Source organism: Archangium violaceum, assembly GCF_016859125.1.
In the GTDB taxonomy this organism is placed as follows: Bacteria; Myxococcota; Myxococcia; order Myxococcales; family Myxococcaceae; genus Archangium; species Archangium violaceum_A.
The window spans coordinates 4,850,828-4,872,912 of the sequence record NZ_CP069338.1 but is presented as its reverse complement, the minus strand read 5'-3'; the positions used below and the strand labels follow the sequence as shown (position 1 = coordinate 4,872,912).

Annotated in this window: 4 protein-coding genes and 1 pseudogene; 4 read left to right on the top strand and 1 reads right to left on the bottom strand. The window is 67.3% G+C overall.

The features are described from left to right. Positions 1-96 precede the first annotated feature (96 nt). From JQX13_RS20880 to JQX13_RS55485, 4 genes are all read left to right on the top strand, one after another. Positions 97-7,548, top strand: a complete 7,452-nt coding sequence (locus JQX13_RS20880; RefSeq protein WP_343211117.1) for a kelch repeat-containing protein — start codon at positions 97-99, stop codon at positions 7,546-7,548. Between the two features lie 139 nt (positions 7,549-7,687). Beyond that, on the top strand, positions 7,688-11,302 hold the full coding sequence (locus JQX13_RS20875; protein WP_203410692.1) for an AAA-like domain-containing protein: 3,615 nt from the start codon (positions 7,688-7,690) through the stop codon (positions 11,300-11,302). Between the two features lie 89 nt (positions 11,303-11,391). Beyond that, positions 11,392-12,939, top strand: coding sequence for an AAA-like domain-containing protein (locus tag JQX13_RS20870; RefSeq protein WP_203410691.1), 1,548 nt, complete (start codon positions 11,392-11,394; stop codon positions 12,937-12,939). A 3-nt stretch (positions 12,940-12,942) separates the two neighbouring features. Beyond that, a complete protein-coding gene (locus JQX13_RS55485) occupies positions 12,943-17,649 on the top strand; it encodes a CHAT domain-containing protein (protein ID WP_203410690.1) in 4,707 nt (1,568 codons plus the stop codon). Between the two features lie 178 nt (positions 17,650-17,827). Here the strand turns inward: JQX13_RS55485 and JQX13_RS54300 are convergent. Continuing rightward, positions 17,828-21,943 (bottom strand): annotated as a pseudogene (locus JQX13_RS54300) (kelch repeat-containing protein); the annotation flags it as partial. Between the last annotated feature and the right edge of the window lie 142 nt (positions 21,944-22,085).

The window sequence follows — 22,085 nt, the reverse complement described above, 5'->3', positions numbered from 1 at the left end:
TGCCGGTGAAAGCGGCGCCCCACCTGGGGAGCCGTCCTGGTGTGTCTCGCAATCCAGTTGGTCGGATGCGCACATGAGCCACGAGGAGATCCGCATATGAGGAACTCGCCGTTGAGGAGTGTTCCCTTTCTCCATGGAGGAGTGACGAAACTGCTGCTGCTGATGATGTGGGGGGGGCTGGGCTGCGGCCTTCGTCCAGAACAAAAGGAAGAAGTGGAGAGCCTCGTGGCTGGAAGCGCGGGGCAGGTAGAGAAAAGAAGAGAATGGCAGGTGACGGCACTGCGGGGAGAAATGGGGAGGGCAATGGTAGGCCCGCTCATGGTGAGCCCGGGGTGGATTTCCACGGGCTCTCTGAACACGAGCCGCGAGACCTACACGGCGACGCTGTTGCCCTCCGGCAAGGTCCTGGTCATCGGAGGCCTTGGCACAGGCGACACTCCCATGGACAGCGCGGAGGTGTACGACCCTGACACGGGGACGTGGAGCCCTACGGGCGCTCTGGCCACGGCTCGCCGTTCGCACACGGCGACGCTGTTGCCCTCAGGCAAGGTCCTGGTCACCGGAGGCGAAGGCACAAGCGGCGCGCCCGTGGCCAACGTGGAGTTGTACAACCCTGACACGGGGACGTGGAGCACGACGCCCCCTCTAGCCGAGGCCCGCTTTGGCCACACGGCGACGCTGTTGCCCTCCGGCAAGGTCCTGGTCACCGGAGGCCTTGGCTCAAGCAGCGAACTCAGCAGCGCGGAGGAGTACGACCCTGACACGGGGACGTGGAGCCCTACGGGCGCTCTGGCCACGGCTCGCCGTTGGCACACGGCGACGCTGTTGCCCTCCGGCAAGGTCCTGGTCATCGGAGGCCGTGACACAGGCGACACTCCCATGAAGAGCGCGGAGGTGTACAACCCTGACACGAGGACGTGGAGCCTCACGGGCGATCTGGCTACGCCCCGCACCACGCACACGGCGACGCTGTTGCCCTCCGGCAAGGTCCTGGTCACTGGAGGCGCAGGCGCAGGCGACGATCCCTTGGCCAGCGCGGAGGTGTACGACCCTGTCGCGGGGACGTGGAGTTCAACGAACCCCATGTCCACGGCCCGCCGCTGGTGCAGGACCGTACTGATGACCTCCGGCAAGGTCCTGGTCACCGGAGGCAGCAATGGCCCAAGCGCCACCCCTACCCCTTTGGATAGTGCGGAAGTGTATGACCCAGAGTTGGGGACGTGGAGCCAGACGGATTCTCTGGCCATGGCCCGCCAGAGCCACACGGCGATCCTGTTGCCCTCTGGTAAGGTTCTGGTTGCTGGAGGCGAAAACTCAGACGGTCGATTGGATAGCGCGGAGGTGTACGATCCGGGGACGTGGAACCGGACGGGCTCTCTGGCCATGGTCCGCACCAGTCATACGGTGACGCTGCTACCCTCTGGCAAAATCCTCGTTACAGGAGGAACAGGCCCCGGCAACGTCCCCTTGCTCAGCGCCGAGGTGTACGACCCAACCACGGGGACGTGGAGCACCACGGGCTCTCTACACACGGGCCGCAGTCGACACACGGCGACACGGTTGCCCTCGGGCAAGGTGCTGGTCACCGGAGGCCTTGGCTCAAGCGGTTACCTCACCAGTGCGGAGGTATACGACCCCAACACAGGGACGTGGAGTATCACGAACTCTCTGCTCACTGCCCGCCATAGCCATACGGCAACGCTATTGCCCTCGGGCAAGGTGCTGGTCACCGGAGGCCTTGGCTCAAGCGGCTACCTCACCAGCGCGGAGGTGTACGACCCGGAGGTGGGGACGTGGAACACCACCACCAATGCCCTGGCCACGGGTCGTGACAGGCACACTGCGACACTATTGCCCTCAGGCAAGGTGCTGGTCACCGGAGGCTTCAACATGAGCAGTGAACTCTCCAGCGCGGAGGTGTACGACCCGAGCATGGGGATTTGGAGTACCACGACCTCCATGACCCAGCCCCGCTCCAGCCATACAGCGACGCTGTTGCCCTCCGGGAAGGTTCTGATTACCGGAGGCTATGGCTCAGGCGGCCCCCTCAAAAGCGCGGAAGTGTACGACCCGGAGGCGGGGACGTGGAACACCACCTCGGGCGCTTTGGCCACTGCCCGCTATTTCCACACGGCGACGCTGTTGCCCTCCGGCAATGTGCTGGTCACTGGAGGCTCGGGCCTGGGAGGCGCCCTCAACAGCGCGGAGGTGTACGACCCGGCTGCGAGGACGTGGAGCACCACCCCAAGTGATCTGGCCACGGCCCGCTATGAGCACACGGCGATGTTGTTGCCCTCAGGCGAGGTGCTGCTCACCGGGGGCACGGGCCCAGGCGGCATCGTCCTCGCTATCGCGGAGGTGTATGGGACCCCAGGGGGGGCCTCAAGCTCTATAGATGCCAAGCTCGCGGAGGCCCGCACGAAGGCCATGGCGGTGCTGCTGCCCAATGGCCAAGTGCTGGTAACTGGAGGCTCGGGTTCCAGCGGCCCCTTGGCCCACGCGGAACTCTACGACCCCGAAGCCAAGACGTGGACAAAGACAGCAGAGATGGGCACGTCCCGCGCATCCGCCACGGCCACGCTGTTGCGCTCGGGCGAGGTTCTGGTGGTTGGAGGCAAAGGTTCGAGTGGCAAGGGCCTGCGGGCCGAGAGCGCAGACGAAGCCCTGGTGAGCGCCGAACTGTTCAACCCGGTGACGAACACCTGGCGCACCACTGGCCCTCTCCATGAGGCCCGTCATTCCCACTCAGCGCTCCTGTTGCCCACGGGACAGGTGATGGTGACCGGAGGCGTGGGTGAAAACGGAGAGTCCCTGTCCACCGCCGAGGTGTACAACCCGAACACCGGGAAATGGGACACGACGGGCTCCATGCGCACTCCTCGCAGAGAGCCTCTGGTCGTGCAGCTGCCCACCGGACAGGTGCTGGCATCTGGAGGCCTGGACAATGAAAACAAACCTCTCTCCAGCGCCGAGGTATACGACCTGAAGGAGAGAACCTGGACTATAACGGCCCCGATGAGCACTGCTCGCGCCTCCTCCACGGCGGTGCTGTTGCCCACGGGTCAGGTGTTGGTGGCCGGAGGCACCGATGGAAGCAAAGCCCTCTCCAGCGCTGAGTTGTACGACCCCGACCCGCGGAAGCCGACATGGATTGAAGTGGATCCTCTCCATGCAGCGCGCAAGCTCCACGCGGCGCACCTGCTGCCTACAGGCAAGGTGCTGGTGCTCGGCGGAACCAGCGATACCAGCGTCTTGGACGAGGTCGAGGTGTATGACCCCGCGCAAAAGAAGTGGGCGCTCACGGACAGGCTGATCGAGCCTCGCGAGGACTCGATGACCGTGCTGTTGCCCACGGGACAGGTGCTGGTGATCGCAGGCAAGAACCCGAGTGGAGGCCTCTCGTCCAGCACGGAGGTGTATGACGAGCCGAAGGCCGCCAACGAGTTACGCCCTGTCGTCCATCCGCTGCCCCTCCAGAGACCCAAGGCAAACTTCGTCGTGAAGGGACGAGGCTTCAAGAGCATCAGTGGTGACCTGGCCATTGTCCGCCTGCAGGCGTCACCTCGGGGAGAGCTGAAGAACCTGTCTACGATAAATGCCACGGACACGTCCGTGCAGGTCATCCTGCCTGACATCCCCGATGGCTATCACCTGCTCTTCGTTCTGGCGAATGGCGTTGCCGGAGGACAAGTCTTGCATGTGGATGGGATTCCGCCTGGAGCGCCCATCGTGAAACCCGTTGCCAACACCCCCCTGCCAACCCTTGAAGGCACTGCGGAGCCGGGCAGTACGGTTCACGTGTATCTGAGTGGTCCTGTCGAGGCCAGTACAAAGGTTGTAGCGAACGCCACGGGAGCTTGGGGATGGATCCTGGAGACTGCTCTGGGAGACGGGACGTACACCGCCTGGGCCACTGCAACGGATGCCGTGGGCAACCTCAGCCCTGAATCCGAGCGGCGCGCCTTTACCGTGGACACTCAGAAGCCCTCAGCTCCCGTGGTGACACAGCCGAAAGCGCTCATCAAGATCCCCAAGCTCACCCTGAGCGGTACAGCGGAGTCAGGGAGTAATGTAACAGTGCATGTGAATGAGGAGGTGCAAGGCACAACCACAGCAGACATGAACGGGCTTTGGAGTTTCACCCTCATGAATCTGAATGAAGGGAAGCACACTGCCCATGCGACCGCCACCGACAAGGCGGGAAACACGAGCCTGGACTCAGAGCGGTGCACCTTCACCGTGGACACCCAGGCACCTGCCGTGCCCGAGGTACTGGAGCCTCGAGGCAAGGTGGCCTCCCGCAGTCCCACCATTCGTGGCACGGCGGAGCCCTCCAGTACGGTGGAGGTGTATGTGGATGGGAAGAAGGTAGGCGAGAGCACGACGGACACAAAGGGGCAGTGGAGCGTCTCCCTTGCAGAAGAGCTGAAGGACGGGAACCACACCGCATGGGCGACCGCAACGGATGCGGCAGGCAATATTAGCATCCCCTCCTCTGAACATGTCTTTACCATTGAAGGGGATGACACAACCCCCTCAAGCTGCGCGGCGAGCCCTGGAGAGCCATCGCTGGCACTGCTGGGTCTGGTGTTCCTGGGACGAATCCTCTCCCGCCTCAGTCGGCGGATGACCCTGAGCAGCAGAAGCCTACTTTTCCTAGCGTGCGTGTGGTTGGGCTGCATCTCACCGGAAAGCCGGGAAGCGGAGGAACTCAACGGGGAGAACCGCGGTACCATCACCGCAGGGTTTCGCCAACATCCGCAGGCGTTGTTGAAAATGGGATCGGCGCAGTTGGCGAGCCCTATCATCGAGGAAGAAGCATGGAAAAGCAGCCCTTCCATGGGCTCCATCCGCTACAATCACACATCCACGCCGTTGCCTTCGGGCAAGGTACTCGTTGTGGGGGGGAGCAATGCCACAGCAAGAGCTCTCAACAGCTCGGAACTGTATGACTTGAGCACTGGAACGTGGCAAGGAACCGGAGCGATGCGTACCGCGCGCTACAACCACACGGCCACGCTGCTGCCCTCCGGCAAGGTCCTGGTCACAGGAGGAGTCGATTCCCAAGGCAATGCTCTTGGCACCTTCGAGGTGTACGACCCCATGAAGGGAACATGGAAGTACTCCATGCATGCTATGCACTTTCCCCGCTTCGACCACACGGCCACGCTGTTGCACACAGGCCAGGTGCTGGTTGTTGGAGGCACCACGGATGGCGTGAACGGCTTCGCCAGGGCGGAGGTATACGACCCAAAGGAAGACATCTGGATAGAGGTGGATTCGATGAACTTTACCCGTTTCAGGCATACGGCGACGCTATTGCCCACGGGTAAGGTGCTGGTCGCCGGAGGGGCCAGAGAAAAGAACACAGAGGTGTACGACCCGGAGCGTGGCACGTGGGATTCAGATGGCTCGCTGAACACAAACCGCTCCGGGCACACTGCGACGCTGTTGCCCACGGGCCAGGTGCTGGTTGTTGGGGGCACCACGGATGGCAGCAGTGGCATTGATAAGGCAGAGGTATACAACGAGGGCTCCTGGAACGCCGTGGATTCGCCGAGTCAGGCCCGCCTCGGGCATACAGCGACGCTGTTGTTCTCGGGCAAGGTACTGGTCGTTGGAGGCCGAGCTGGGGGGAGCAGCGGCCTCGCCAGCACGGAGGAGTATGACCCGGACAATAAATCCTGGAGCCCCAGCGGAACCCTTGCGTCCGGCCGTTTCCAGCACACGGCGACGCTGCTGCCCTCGGGAAAGGTCCTGATCGCCGGAGGCTTTGAGAATAAAGGTTCTGAGAGCACGGAAGTGTACGCCCCGATGCCGGGGAACTGGCGGGACGTGGCTACACTGCCTGTCGCCCGCTCGGGCCATACGGTGACGCCGCTTCCCACCGGTCAACTGCTGGTCACCGGGGGTTCTCCAGACGGCAGCATCCCCCTGGACTGCGCCGCGCTGTATGATCCAGCGAGCGGTTCGTGGACGCCCACGCTGCCCCTGGGCACCGCCCGCTTCAAGCACACCGCGACCCTGCTACCTTCCGGTCAGGTGCTGGTCGCCGGGGGCACCGCAGGCCCAGGCCGTCCCCTCGACAGCGCCGAGTTGTATGATCCGATGAGCGGCTCATGGAAGCCCATTCAGCCCCTGAGCACCGCCCGCTTCGGACACACCGCGACGCTGCTGGCCTCTGGCCAGGTGATGATCGTTGGAGGCACCGTGGATGACAATCGCCCCCTGGATGGCGCCGAGTTGTATGACCCGGTGATCGGCTCGTGGACGCCCACGAAGGCGCTGGGCACCGCCCGCTTCGGGCACACCGCGACGCTGCTACTCTCAGGTCTGGTGCTGGTTGTCGGTGGTACCACGGGCCAGGACAGCCCCCTGGACAGTGCCGAGTTGTATAACCCCGAGAACGGCGAGTGGAGCCTCTCACGGACGTTGAACACCGCCCGCTCCGAGCATACCGCGACGCTGCTCCCCTCCGGCCTAGTGATGGTCGTTGGAGGCAGAAATGAGAGCGTTCCCCTCTCCAGCGTGGAACTCTACGACCCCAAGCAGCAATCGTGGTCGGCGCCTCACCAACTGGCCACGGCCCGCTACGCCCACACGGCGACCCTGTTGCTCTCTGGCGAGCTGCTGGTCACCGGGGGCACGAATGGAAGCAAGATCCTCTCCAGCGCGGAGGTGTATGACCCGGCGCTGGGTGAATGGAGCTCCGCCCAGCCCCTGGGCACGGCTCGCATCAACCAGACAGCGACGCTGCTGCCCTCCGGCCAGGTGTTGGTCACCGGAGGTATTTCGGATGGAGACCGCCGCCTGAACAGCGCCCAGGTATACGAAATCGCGATGAATCCCGGGGACGCGGATTCGGGCCCCATCATCAAACCGCTCACTCGTACCAGGAAACCAGGAGATACGCTCAGTCTCACCGGAGAGCACTTGCACAGCAGTTCCGAGCCCGGTGGCGGCAATGCCCACAGCTCCGCCTCCACCCTTCCCATGATCAGCTTGGTAGCAGTGGAGGGCGGGGCGCTGACACGCGTTTCCCAATGGGTCTCCTCCTCGGATACCGAGCACACCTTCATCCTGCCGTCCTTGCCGACGGGCTACTATTTCCTGTCCGTCATGACCCATGGCAAGACCGGTGGGCAGGTCATCCTCGTGGACGCGACGAAACCAGCGGCCCCCCAGGTGAAGACGCCATTCCAGAATCAAAACATTTACGCCACACGGACCCCGGACATCATCGGCACCGCGGAGCCGGGCAGCGAGGTGCATGTCACGCTGGATGGAGCAGAGGTTCAGGTCGAGTTCGATGCCATGGGGGCCTGGAGCCACACGCCCACCAAGCCGCTCACGTTCGGAACCCACACCGTCTCCGTCACGGCCACCGATGAGGCTGGCAATGTCAGTGAGCCCGCCTCCGTCGCCTTCCACCTCGCCGCCCCCGAGAGCCATTATGGCTGGAGCTGTTCCACTGCTCCCACGATCCCCGCGAGCGGCGTCTGGCTGGTGATGATGTTGTGGCTCAGACGCCGGGGTAAGCACAGGTAAGCGTTCACCCCATCAGGCCGCGAGTGCCGAAACCCATACCGGAAGACCGACACTGCTCCACACCAGGATGAGGGGCAGGCAGAGGAGCACCTTGAAAAATCCAGGGACGCACGGGGCAACGGCCGAGGATACTCGCGGCGTGAGCGACACGCGCCTGTACACAGTGGGCGGAACGGTGCAGGCGGGCGGAGGCGTCTACCTGGCCCGGCGGGCGGACTCGGAGATGGTGGAGTTGTGCCGGGCCGGTACCTTCGCCTTCGTCCTGACAGCTCGGCAGATGGGCAAGTCGAGCTTGATGGTGCGCACCGCCGAGCAGCTCTACGAAGAGGGCATCCGCTCGGTCATCATCGACCTGACGCGCATTGGCAAGCAGGTGACGGCGGACCAGTGGTACGTGGGTCTGCTGGTCGTCATCCAGGAGCAGCTCGAGCTGGGCACGGACGCAACCGAGTGGTGGAGCCGCAACCGAGACCAGGGCCCCGTGCAGCGCCTGACGCGCTTCCTGGAAGAGGTGGTGATCGCGGAGGTCCAGCAGCGCGTGGTGGTGTTCGTGGACGAGATCGACACCACCCTGGGCATGGGCTTCACCGATGACTTCTACGCGGCCATCCGCTACCTCTACAACGCGCGCGCGAGCAACCCGGAGCTGGCGCGGCTCTCCTTCGTGCTCGTGGGCGTGGCCACTCCTGGAGACCTCATCCAGGACGAGAAGCGCACTCCCTTCAACCTGGGGCAGCGGGTGGAGCTCACGGACTTCACCCTGGAAGAGGCCGCGCCGCTGGCACAGGGGCTCGCGGATTCGGCCGAGGAGGGGCGGCGGACCCTGGAGTGGGTGCTGGAGTGGACGGGAGGACACCCCTACCTGACGCAGCGGCTCTGCCAGGCCCTGGTCGACGAGCAGCCGCGGACCCGCGATGGCGCCTGGACACGCCAGGACGTGTCGCAGGTGGTGGAGCGGACCTTCTTCGCGGAGAAGAGCTTCCAGGACAACAACCTGGTGTTCGTCCGCGACATGCTGACCCGGCGGGCGCCGGACCCGGAGCGGGTGCTCAGGACCTACCAGGACATCCGCCGCGGCCGGCGGGTGCTCGATGAGGAGCGAGCGCTGGTGAAGGCGCACCTCAAGCTCTCGGGGGTGGTGCGCCGGGAGGGCGAGGTGTTGCGGGTGCGCAACGCCATCTATGAGCGTGTCTTCACCGTGGCCTGGGCCCGGAGCCAGCTCCCGGTGGATTGGCGGGTGGTACGGCTGGCGGCCCTGGGGCTGGTGATCACCGGCTTCGCCGTGCTCCTGCCCGCCTCCGTGGTTCTGTTCACGAGGCTCCAGGAGACGGAGCGCGCTCGCCTGGAGACCCTCGAGCAGCTGGACCAGGCGCAGACACTCAGGGCCGAGGCCGAGGCCGACAAGCGCCTGGTGGAGCAAGAGGCCAACAGGATCCGCGCCGAGGCCCGACAGGAGGCGCAAAGGCTCCAGAAGGACGCCAGCCAGGCCAAGAGCGAGGCCGACAAGTTCCGCAGGAACGCGCAGCAGCTGCAGGCCGAGGCGATAAAGGCCCAGGAGAACAAGACCCGGGCGGAGCAGGAAATCGCCCTCGCCAGAACCGAGGTCGGACAGAAGCTGCGCGAGGCCGCCTCCTATGTCTTCCTGAACCAGGCGGATACCACGCTCCGCGGTGCCTCCTCGGCTCTGACCGTCAGCGCCGCGCTCTCCACGGAAGCCGCGCGGATCCACCCCTCCCCCGAGGCCATGGACTCGCTCGTTCGCTCGCTCATTCAACTCCGCAAGCCCCGGGCGCACCTGGCTCATGAGAACAACGTGCTCGCGGTGGCCTTCAGCCCCGACGGCAGCCTGGTCATCAGCGCCGGTGAGGACAAGACCGCACGGCTCTGGGAGACCGCCACGAGGCGCCAGCGGGCACTGCTGCGCCATGCCGATGCCGTCACCGCCGTGGCCTTCAGCCCGGATGGCAAGAACGTGGCCACCGCCAGTGATGATGGCACCGTGCGCCTATGGAGCACAGACACCGGCCAACCCCTGGGCAGGACCTTCATCCACAAGGGCTCTGTCAACGCCGTGGCCTTCAGCCCGGATGGCAAGAGCGTGGCCACCGCCAGTGATGATACCACCGCGCAACTGTGGAGCACGGCCACTGGCGAGCCCCTGACCAGGCCCCTGCAACATCTGCGTCGCGTCACCGCCGTGGCCTTCAGCCCAGATGGAAAGTCGCTGGCCACCGCCTGCGCGGACACGACCGCGCGCCTGTGGAACGCGGCCACCGGTGAGTTCCAGGCCCGGCTGCTCCATCAACGCCCCGTCAACGCCGTGGCCTTCAGCCCGGACGGGAAGTACCTGGCCACCGCCGGCGATGACAAGACCGCGCGTCTGTGGGAGGTGACCACCCGCCAGCCCAGTGGGAACCTGCCCCATGACAAGGCCGTCACGGCCGTGGCCTTCAGCCCCGATGGCAGGTTCGTGGCCACCGCCAGTGGCGACAAGACGGCTCGCCTGTGGGAAACCAAGACAGGGCAGCAGCTCGTGCTCCTGCCCCATGAGAACTCCGTCAACGCCGTCGCCTTCAGCCCCGATGGCAAGGCGCTGGCCACCGCCAGCGACGGCAAAAACGCCTTTCTGTGGGGGGTGGCTCCCCTCTCTCCGCTCGTGCTCCTGTCACATGACAATGCAGTGACCGCCATGGCCTTCGGTCCCGATGGCGAAACCCTGGTCACGGCCAGTGAAGACAACGTCGCGCACCTGTGGCGTGTGGACACGGGCGAGCTCCTGGCCAGGCCCCTGCGGCACGGCGCCCGAATCCGAGCCGTGGCCTTCAGCCCGGATGGCAGGAGCGTGGCCACCACCAGTGATGACAACACCGCGCGCCTGTGGAACGCGGCCACCGGCACTCCTCTGGCGCGCCTGACCCACGAGGACAACGTGCTCGCGGTGGCCTTCAGCCCCGACGGCGGCCTGGTCATCACCGCCAGTGAGGACAAGACCGCACGGCTCTGGGAGATCGCCACGGGGCGCCAGCGGGCGCTGCTGCACCATGCCGACGCCGTCACCGCCGTGGCCTTCAGCCCGGACGGAAAGCTCGTGGCCACCGCCAGCGATGACAGCACCGCGCGGCTGTGGAGCTCGGCCACCGGCGAGCCCCTGGCCAGCCCCCTGACCCATGATGGCTCCCTCAACGCCGTGGCCTTCAGCCCCGATGGAAGGCTCGTGGCCACCGCCAGTGACGACAACACCGCGCGCCTGTGGAGCACGGCCACCGGCGAGCCCCAGGGCACTCCCCTCCGGCACGACCTCTTCGTCACCGCGCTGGCCTTCAGCCCGGATGGCAGGAGCCTGGCCACCGTCAGCGACGACAGCACCGCGCGATTGTGGGACGTGGCCACGGGCCAGCAGCGGTGGCAGTTGCATCACGCCAACACCGTCACCGCCGTGGCCTTCAGCCCGGACGGAAAGCTCGTGGCCACCGCCAGTGAGGACGACTCGGCACGCCTGTGGGACGCCACCACCGGCCGCCGGATCGCTCGCCTGCCGCACAAGGGCCGCGTCCTGGCCGTGACCTTCAGCCCGGATGGCTCGCGCGTGGCCACCGCCAGCGAAGATGACACCGCGCGCTTGTGGCCCGTACAGCCAGAGGACTGGATCCAGCTCGCATGCGCCTTGTTGCCTCGAAACCTGACCCCCCATGAGTGGCCCCCCGATGTGGGCAACGCCGTCGCCTATCGAAAGACGTGCCCCGACCTGCCCTGATTCCGATACGACTCGGGTACGAGGCCCCGTGAAGAATGGCGCGGGCGAGGACCCGCACGAACCGCGGTGAGATAACACGAGAGAGACCCATGGCCCGTGTCTTCATCAGCTACAAGCGCGATGTCACGCCGGATCAGGACCTCGCCCAGGCCCTCTACAAGGCGCTCAAGGTCTCCCACGAGGTCTTCATCGATACCTCCATGCTGGTGGGCGAGAAGTGGGTGGAGCGCATCGATGCGGAGATCCGCCAGGCGGACTTCTTCATCGCGCTGCTGTCCCCGTTCTCCGTCAACAGCGAGGTGGCCCTGACGGAGATCGAACTGGCGCACCGGCTGCAGTCGCAGCGGGGCCGCCCGGTCCTGCTCCCCGTCCGGGTCGCGTACCACGAGCGCCTCCCCCCTCCCCTGAACGGATACCTCAGTCCCATCAACTGGGCCCTATGGGAAGGGCCGGAGGACACCCCGCGTCTGCTCGAGCAGTTCGCCAGGGCCATGAGCGGAGGCTCGCTGGCTGGAGCTGGAACCGCACCGGCGGCCCCGAACCTCCCCCGGGCCACGGCGCCGTCCGAGTCCGCCGCGTCCGCCCTGTCGCCCCCCCTGCCGTCAGCACCGCTCGAGCTGGATGCAACCCTCGAGGGGGCCATGGACACGCAGTCGGCCTTCTATGTGGTGCGGGACGCCGATACCGCGGTGACGAGGGCCGTCTCACAGAAGCAGGGCACCACCGTCACCATCAAGGGCGCGCGGCAGATGGGCAAGAGCTCGCTGCTCATGCGGGGCATGGCCGCCGCGCTCGAGGCCGGCAAGCGCGTGGCCTACCTCTCGTTCCAGGAGTTCGACACCCCGACCTTCTCCGACCCGGATCTCTTCTTCCAACGCTTCTGCAGCTCCCTGAGTGATCAGCTCGAGCTGGAGAACCAGGTGGAGGCCTATTGGAAGAAGCCCATTGGCAGCAGCCAGCGCTGCGGGCTGTACATGAGCGGCCATGTCCTGCGCGGGCTGGACACCCCCCTGGTGCTGGGGCTGGACGAGGTGGAGACCCTCTTCGAGCTGCCCTTCGGCACGGACTTCTTCGGCATGCTGCGCAGCTGGCACAACAACCGCGCGCTGCCGACCACGCCCGTCTGGAAGAAGCTCAGCATCGTCCTGGTGACCTCGACCGAACCCTTCCTGTTCATCAAGAACCTGACGCAGTCCCCCTTCAACGTGGGGCAGACGGTGGAGTTGGGCGACTTCACCGCGGAACAGGTGGCGGAGCTCAACCGGCGGCATGGCGCGCCGCTGGAACCGAAGCAGGAGCGGGAGCTCTTCGCCCTGCTGGGAGGGCACCCCTACCTGATCCGCAAGGCGCTGTACCTGGTGGCCAGCGGCAGCCTGCGCGTGGCGGACCTTTTCACCCAGGCGGCGGAGGACCGGGGGCCATTCGGAGACCACCTGCGCCACCTGCTCTTCCGGCTGGGCAGCCAGCCGCAACTCAAGGAGGGGCTGCGCGAGGTGCTGCAACGCAACGCCTGCCCGGATGAGGGCGTGTTCATCCGGCTGAGGAGCGCGGGGCTGGTGCGGCAGGAGGCGGCCTCCGTGCTGCCGCGCTGCGAGCTGTACCGGCGCTACTTCCGTGAACGGCTGCACGTGAGCTGAACCGTGAGCGAGCACTCCGTGGCCCCCAGCCCGCTGGAGCTCACCCTCCACCTCGTCTCCGGCGAGCGCACGCGAGACACCGACCGCTTCCTCTTCCAGCCGCGGGACTACCTGCGCCTGCGCGAGGAGGGGACCTCCGTGCGCGCCTCCTTTCCCTGGGAGCGTGCCCTGGAGGACCTGGCCAGCCTGGGCTCCAGCCACCCCAGCCCCAACGCCGCCCAGCGGCTCGGCGAGCTGCTGCGCGCCTTCCTCGCGCCACTGGGTTGGGCCGAGGACGAGCAACGGCTGTGGCAGGCCTTGGAGGCCCACCGGCCGGTGCGGCTCACCCTGCGTCTGGAGCCCGCCGAGTTGTGCGTGCTCCCCTGGGAGCTGCTCACGCTGGAGCCCACCGGCCAGGCGCTGAGCGACCTCGAGGGCTGCACCCTTTGCTACGAACGGCCAGGGACGCGGAGCTTCCACCCACCCGCCTCCCCTTCACCCGCCGGAGGCCGCATCCTCTTCGCCTGGGCCGGGGACGTGCCCGCCGCGGCGCACCAGCGCGCCCTCGCCCAGGCCTGCGCCCGCGCCGGGTATGACTTCGACCCGGGCCGCGACGTGCTCCCCCAGGTGAGCATCGCCTCGCTCGAGCGGGCCCTGCGCGCCTGTGAGGAGCCCATCGCCGCGCTCCACCTGCTGTGCCATGGCGCCCCCTCGGAGCCCGGGGCGTATGGCCTCGCCTGGAGCTCCCCGTGGATGGATGGGGAGCCGCACGTGGTGGACGCCGCCGCGCTCCGTGCCGCGCTCGAGCCGCACGCCGAGCGCATCCGCATGGTGGTGCTGTGCGCCTGCCGGGGTGGCGACGCGGGGCTCCCGGGCAACCACCTGGGCAGCCCGGCCCGCGAGCTCCACCGCGCGGGCCTCGCCTCGGTGGTCGCCTCCCGGCTGCCACTCTCCACGGGGGGCTCCGTCACCCTCACCCGCACACTCTATGGCGAGCTGCTCGGGCGCCACACCTCGCTGGAGCAGGCGCTGGCCGAGGCGCGCAAGGCACTGCGGCTCGAGGGGGCTCGAATGGATGGGGCCTCGCTCCAGCTCTACGCTCGCGCCGGGGACGGGCCGGACCTGCGCCCCTTCATCTTCCCGCCCTACCGCGGCCTGCGGCCCTTCGAGCCGGAGGACCACCGGCGCTACTTCGGCCGCGAGCCGCTCCGCCAGACGCTGCTCCAGCGGGTGGAGGCCGCCGCCGAGGGGCGGTTCCCCGCCTTCCAGGTCATCGCCGGCGCCTCCGGGAGCGGCAAGTCCTCACTGCTCCGGGCGGGACTGCTGCCGACGCTGTCCCCCGAGCGCTGGGAACTCACGTGGGTGCGCGCGGGCGAGGCCGGTGCGGCGGAGGTGGCACGTTCGGCGCGGACCACCCCGGGCAAGCGGAGGCTCCTGGTGGTGGACCCGCTGGACGAGGCCTTCTCCCGCCTGGGTGAGGGCGAGCGCATGGAGCTGCTGAGCGCGCTGTGGGAGGCCTCGCGGGAGCCCGAGCGGGGCTCGGTGGTGCTCGCGACGCTGCGGGTGGACTACCTGGGGCGCTGCGCGGAGGTGCGGCTGACGGAGAGTGGGCTCCGGCTGGACGCGGTGCTCTTTGAGGGCGAGCGCCTGCTGCTGGTGCCGGAGATGACGGCGGGTGAGCTGCGCGAGGCCATTGAGAATCCCGCGCGTCAGCAGGGCCTCATGCTGGAGGAAGGGCTGACGGAGCGGCTCCTGCAGGAGGTGGAGCGTCAGCCGGGCGGACTGCCCCTGCTGGCACATGCGCTGGAGCGGCTGTGGCGGCTGCGCGAGGGACGATGGCTCAAACACAGCGCCTACCAGGCCATGGGCGGCGTGGCCGGGGCGCTCGCCCAGGAGCTGGACAGGCTGTACCTGGAGCTGAGCGAGGAGGAGCGACACCAGATGCGTCGGCTCCTGGTGGAGCTGGTGGATGTGCGGGAAGGGGCGGCCCCTTTCACCGGCCAGCGCGTGTGGCGGGAGCAGGTGCGTCCCATGGAGGAGCGGGCGCGCCGCGCCTTCGACACCGTGCTGGGGCGGCTCGTGGAGGCCCGGGTGCTGGTGCTCGGCGGCGAGGCGGAAGGGGGCGAGGTCTCCATCGAGGTGGCCCACGAGGCGCTGCTGCGCAACTGGCTGCCCCTGGCCGAGTGGCTCCGGGACGGACAGGCACGACGGCGCAAGAGACTCGAGCTGCGCGCGGGGGCGGAGGCCTGGCAGGCCCAGCGGGAATCGGCGCATGCGGAGGACTACCTCCTGCGAGGCCGGCGTCTGGAGGACGCCCTGGAGCTCCAGCAGGCCCACCCGGACGAGCTGGACGAGCGGGTGCACCCGTTCATCGACGCGAGCCGGGAGCGGGCGGAGCGCCTGGCACGCGAGGAGCGCAGGCACCAGGAGCGGCTGCGGGATTTCGCCCGGCTGCTCGTGGCGGACAAGCTGCGCAGGGAGGACCCCACTGCGGCCCTGCTGGTGCTGCTGGAGGTGCGTGAGCCCGAACAACACCTGGCGTGGACGCAGGCGGCGTTGGAGGTGCTCCAGCAGCCGCTCGCCTCGGCGGTGCTGCGGGGCCACCGGGGACCGGTGCGCGCGGCGGCGCTCAGCGCGGATGGCAGGTGGGTGGTGACGGCGTCGCGAGACGGGACGGCGCGGGTGTGGCGCGCGGATGGTACGGGCGTGCCGCGAGTGCTCGAGGGGCACGGCGGGGAGGTGCTGACCGCGGCCTTCAGCCCGGATGGGCGGCGGGTGGTGACGGCCTCGGCGGACAGGACGGCGCGGGTGTGGTGGGTGGAGGGGGGCGCGGGCCCGGAGCTGCTCGCGGGGCACATGGGGGAAGTGGTGGCGGCGGCTTTCAGTCCCGAGGGGGAACGGGTGGTGACGGCCTCACGGGATGGGACGGCGCGGGTGTGGCGCGCGGATGGCACCGGGGTGCCCGTGGTGCTCCGGGGCCACGAGCAGGCCGTGGTGGCCGCGGCCTTCGACAGGGCTGGCGAACGGGTGGTGACGGCCTCGCGGGACGGGACGGCGCGGGTGTGGCACGCGGATGGGCGGGGCGAGCTGGCCGTGCTCCCCCATCCTGGCGACGTGCGGGCCGCGGTCTTCAGCCCGGATGGGAGCCGGGTGGCCACGGCCTCGGTGGACGGAGCGGTACGGGTGTGGCGCGCGGATGGGCAGGGGGAGCCCAGCGTGCGGCGGAGCGACTCCGGTCTGGTCAATGCGGTGGCCTTCAGCCCGGATGGAGGGCTGGTGGCGAGCGCGCATGCGGATGGGACGGTGCGCCTGTGGCGGGCGGACGGAAAGGGCGAGGGGATGCGGCTGGCGGGAGACACCGGGGAGTCGCTCTCGGTGGCCTTCAGCCCGGATGGCAAGTGGGTGGTGACGGCCTCGCGGGACGGGACGGCACGGGTGCGGCGTACGGACGGGACCGGTGCGCCCGCGGAGTTGCTGGGGCACACGGATGAGGTGCTGTCCGCGAGCTTCAGCTCGGAAGGGGAGCGCGTGGTGACGGCCTCCCGGGACGGCAGTGCGCGCGTATGGCGATGGCGCGCCCAGCCACAGGCGCTCACCCTGCCTCGCCGAGGGGGCGCGGTGCAGGCCCTGGCCTTCAGCCCTCGGGGGGAGCACCTGGCGACCGCGCATGCGGATGGCACGGCGGTGGTGTGGTGGCTGAGCGGTGGCTTGGACATGGTGCTGCTCAAGGGACATGGGGCCGAGGTGCGAACGGTGGCCTTCAGCCCGGACGGGGAGCGCGTGGTGACGGCCTCGGTGGATGGGACGGCGCGAGTGTGGCGGGTGGATGGCCGAGGCGAGCCGGTGGTGCTCCGAGAGCACACGGGCCGGGTGGTGACAGCGGCGTTCGGCCCGGAGGGGGAGCGCGTGGTGACGGCCTCATGGGATGGGACGGCGCGGGTCTGGCGCGCGGATGGCCGTGGCGTGCCTGTGGTGCTCCAAGGACATACGGAGTTCCTCCGGAGCGCGGCCTTCAGCCCCGAGGGGAGACGCGTGGTGACGGCCTCGGATGATGGGACGGCGCGGGTCTGGCGCGCGGACGGTTACAGCGAGCCGGTGGTGCTCCGAGGACACACGGGCCGGGTGGTGGCGGCGGCTTTCAGTCCGGAGGGAGAACGGGTGGTGACGGCCTCGGATGATGGGACGGCGCGGGTCTGGCGCGCGGACGGCCGGGGTGAACCGGTGGTGCTCAGGGGACATGAGCAGGCGGTGGTGAGCGCGGAGTTCAGCCCGGACGGAGCGCGGGTGTTGACCGCCTCCCAGGACAAAACGGTGTGGGTGTGGTCCACCGAGGCGTCAGGGGAGGCAATCGTGCTCCGAGGACACACCGCGCGGTTCGATCCCCGAGGCACGCGGGTGGTGACGGCCTCGGGGGACGGAACAGTGCGGGTGTGGCCCGCGGATGGCAGCGGCGAGCCCCTGGTGCTCGCCGGTAACGGGGAACGCGTGACGGTGGCGGCCTTCAGTCCTCGGGGGGACGTGCTGGCGGTCGCCCTGAACGATGGCTCCGCGCGGGTGTGGGGTCTGGGGGTGGAAGCGCTGCGCGAGCGCCTGCGCCAGATGACCAGCGCGAGCCTGGAGGTACGGCAGCGCCAGCGTTACCTGGGCGAGCGCCCCGAGGAAGCTCGCGAGGCCCACGCCCGCGACGAGCAGGAGCGGGGGCGGGGGCGCCCGGCCAAGGGGGAGACCTGAGCCGGCGCCTGCCGAAAGCCAAGACCAGTGTCAGCAAGGCCCAGACGGCAGGGGAGGCGGGCGCAGTGGCGCAACTCCAACCGTAATGGCTCCTCTGGATGAAGAAAGAATACTCATCTGAGAACGAACTGATGTTGCCCGCCGCATCTGTCGCGGTGGCGGAGATGGAGTGGGGTCCGAAACTCAGTGAAGAAGCCAGGGTGAAACTCCAGTACCCCGCTGCGTTCGCCAGGGTTGGTGCTATCTCATTCCCATCCAGCCACATTGTCACCTTGCTGTATGGCTCCGCTATGCCGCTAATGACTGGCTTTCGGGTGTTGGTAGTGGCATCAAGCGCGGTCACCTCGGGCGCATTTGGCGCCACAGAGTCGACCATGAATATGCGAAAGTTGGAGGGAGGACTGACATTTTCCGCCGCATCTGTGGCGGTGGTATTGACCTGGTTGAACCCCTCAAGCAGCGCGGTGGCTGGGGTGAAGTTCCAAGCTCCCGTGGCATCCGCCATGACCGACCCCGCCTCATTTGTACCCAGAAACACCTTGACTGTACAGCCTGGCTCCGCCATGCCGCGAATGACTGAATGTGGGTTGTTGACTACGGCGCCCCCCTTAGGATCGGTCACCGTGGGCGCCGACGGCGCCTCCGTGTCCACAGTAAAGCGGCGGGGCTCCGATTGAGCGCTAACGTTGCCCACCGCATTCATGGCGGTGGCCTTGACTTGGTAGTCGCCCTGAGACAGCGCGGCGACTGGGGTAAAACTCCAGTTGCCCGAGGCATCCACAACGATGCCAGTCCCTAGCACTTCCTTCTCATCCAGCCACACCGTCACCGTGCTACCAGCCTCCGCCATGCCGCGGATGATTGGCTGCGGGTTGTTAACAAAGGCCTCATCCTCAGGCGCTATCACCGTGGGTGCAGCCATAGGGGGCCCGGTCACAAGCAGCAACTGCCCACCATGTATGGCATTGGATATCACGGAAAGGATGTAATAGCCGTCCGGCACGCTCGGCACCCGTACAGTTACCATCGTATCGGAGAACGAGGCTAAAGGCGTCACATGTGTCAGCGCTCCACTTTCCAGTGACAACAGGCTGACCAGAGGAAGATTCGTAGCGGAACTCTGAGCGTTACCGCTGCTTGCCTCCGATAGACCTCGCAAGCGGCTCCCAGTTATGCAAAATATTCCACCTCGTTGTTGCTCGGCGGGTGGGGTGATGACGGGGCGCCACTCCTGGCGAGTTTCCGTGTCTTCGTACACCTCCGTGCTGGCGAGGGAATCATTGCCTTGGTTGGCGCCTCCAGTAACCAACACCTTGCCCGAGGGCAACAGTGTCGCCGTGTGACTGTAGCGGGCCATGACCAGCGGGTACGTAGTACTCCACGCCCCCGTGCTCGAATCGTACACCTCCGCGCTCGCGAGTTCGTCACCTAGCAAGCCCCAGCCTCCGGAGATCAGCACCTTGCCCGAGGGCAACAGCGTCGCCGTGTGACTGTAGCGGGCTATGGCCAGCGCGCCCGTGGGACTCCACATTCCTGAGCCCGGGTCGTACACCTCCGCACTGGGGAGGGAAGCTCCACTAGGGCCCCAGCCTCCTGTGACCAGCACCTTGCCCGAGGGCAACAGCGTCGCCGTGTGGTTATAGCGGGCCGTGGCCAGAGTGCCCGTGGGACTCCACATCCCAATGCCCGGGTCGTACACCTCCGCACTGGAGAGAGAAGCGCCACTTGGGTCCCAGCCTCCTGTGACCAGCACCTTGCCCGAGGGCAACAACGTCGCCGTGTGGCTGTAGCGGGCCGTGGCCAGCGCGCCCGTGGGGCTCCACTCCCCCGTGGTCGGGTCGTACACCTCCGCACTGGCGACAATGTCGCCGTATTTGCCCGCTCCTCCGATGACCAGCACCTTGCCCGAAGGCAACAGCGTCGCCGTGTGGTTGTAGCGGGCCGTGGCCAGCGCGCCCGTGGGGCTCCATTCCCCCGTACCCGGGTTGTACACCTCTGCAAGTTTGAGGGAGCCGTTTGAGTCTACCCCTCCTGTGACCAACACCTTGCCCGAGGGCAACAGCGTTGCCGTGTGCCGGTAACGGGTCGTGGCCAGCGCGCCCGTGGCGCTCCACTTCCCCGTACCCGGGTTGTACACCACTGCGCTGGCGAGGGAGGTGCCGCTTGGGCCCCAGCCCCCGGTGACCAGCACATTGCCCGAGGGCAACAGCGTCGCCGTATGCCAGCTGCGAGCCGTAGCCAAAGGACCCGTGGGGCTCCACTCCCCTGTGCCCGGGTCATACACCTCCGCGTTGGCGAGGTTGTAGCTTAAGTTCCATTTACCTCCGGAGATCAGCACCTTGCCCGAGGGCAACAGCGTCGCCGTGTGACTGTAGCGGGCTATGGCCAGCGCGCCCGTGGGACTCCACATTCCTGAGCCCGGGTCGTACACCTCCGCACTGGGGAGGGAAGCTCCACTAGGGCCCCAGCCTCCTGTGACCAGCACCTTGCCCGAGGGCAACAGCGTCGCCGTGTGGTTATAGCGGGCCGTGGCCAGAGTGCCCGTGGGACTCCACATCCCAATGCCCGGGTCGTACACCTCCGCACTGGAGAGAGAAGCGCCACTTGGGTCCCAGCCTCCTGTGACCAGCACCTTGCCCGAGGGCAACAACGTCGCCGTGTGGCTGTAGCGGGCCGTGGCCAGCGCGCCCGTGGGGCTCCACTCCCCCGTGGTCGGGTCGTACACCTCCGCACTGGCGACAATGTCGCCGTATTTGCCCGCTCCTCCGATGACCAGCACCTTGCCCGAAGGCAACAGCGTCGCCGTGTGGTTGTAGCGGGCCGTGGCCAGCGCGCCCGTGGGGCTCCATTCCCCCGTACCCGGGTTGTACACCTCTGCAAGTTTGAGGGAGCCGTTTGAGTCTACCCCTCCTGTGACCAACACCTTGCCCGAGGGCAACAGCGTTGCCGTGTGCCGGTAACGGGTCGTGGCCAGCGCGCCCGTGGCGCTCCACTTCCCCGTACCCGGATTGTACACCACTGCGCTGGCGAGGGAGGTGCCGCTTGGGCCCCAGCCCCCGGTGACCAGCACATTGCCCGAGGGCAACAGCGTCGCCGTATGCCAGCTGCGAGCCGTAGCCAAAGGACCCGTGGGGCTCCACTCCCCTGTGCCCGGGTCATACACCTCCGCGTTGGCGAGTTGGTCGCTAGGACCCCAGCCTCCGGTGACCAGCACTTTTCCCGAGGGCAACAGCGTCGCCGTGTGACTGTAGCGGGCTATGGCCAGCGCGCCCGTGGGGCTCCACACCTCCCTACCCGGATCGTACACCTCCGCGCTAGCGAGGGAAGCGTCGCTTGCATACCCACCTCCCGTGACCAGTACCTTGCCTGTAAGCAATAGCGTCGCCGTGTGGAGTCCGCGGGCCATGGACAGAGCGCCCGTGTGGCTCCACGCCCCTGTTTTTGGGTCGTACACCTCTGCACTGGGGAGGGAGGCGCCACTTGGGTCCCAGCCTCCGGTGACCAGCACCTTGCCTGAAGGCAGCAACGTCGCCGTATGGAGTCCGCGGGCTGTGGACAAAATGCCCGTGGGGCTCCACTCCTCCGTGGTCGGGTCGTACACCTCCGCAATGACGATGCCAGCATTGTCATGAGTTAAGCCTCCGGTGACCAGCACCTTGCCCGAGGGCAACAGTGTCGCCGTGTGGCCGTAGCGGGGCATAGCCAAAGAGCCTGTGGGGCGCCCCATCCCCGTTCTCGGATCGTACACCTCCGCGCTGGAAAGGGGACCGTATGGGCCCCAGCCTCCAGTGACCAGCACCTTGCCCGAGGGCAACAGTGTCGCCGTGTGGCTGTGGCGGGCCGTGGCCAGACCGCCAGCGATACTCCACCCCCCCGTGTCCGGATCGTACACCTCCGTAATGGATTGGGGACTAAATCCGTTCGTCCCTCCGGTGACTAGCACCTTGCCTGACGGCAACAGGGTCGCCGTGTGGTTATAACCGCCGCCTATGTTCAGCCCAGACATGGTGCGCCACGTCCCCGTGACTGGGTCGTACAATTCCGCGCTGGAAAGGGGAACGAAGCCTAGGGTTCTCCCTCCGGTGACCAGCACCTTGCCTGACGGCAACAGGGTCGCCGTGTGGTTCCCGCGGGCCGTAGCCAAAGAGCCCGTGGGACTCCACATGCCCGTGCCCGGGTCGTACACCTCCGCGCTGTCGTGTACGTCATATGGCGCCTGCGCCTGCCCCCCAACAACGAGAACCTTGCCGTCCGGCAACAGCGTCGCCGTATGTTCCCTACGAGGCGCATTCATTGAGCCTGTTATGAGCCACGCCCCATCAGCCATGCTCAGGAGGGCTCGGGACTCTAGCCCTTCGCGGCGCAGGTCTTCGTCCCCGCCCTGCGGCACTTCGCCGCAAGCTAGCCATAGAAGAGCTGAGGCCATGGCTAGCCAA

Excerpts from the sequence above, each read along its gene's own strand:
- JQX13_RS20880 (WP_343211117.1), top strand. The coding sequence starts at position 97 with ATGAGGAACTCGCCGTTGAGGAGTGTTCCCTTTCTCCATGGAGGAGTG.
- JQX13_RS20870 (WP_203410691.1), top strand. The coding sequence starts at position 11,392 with ATGGCCCGTGTCTTCATCAGCTACAAGCGCGATGTCACGCCGGATCAG.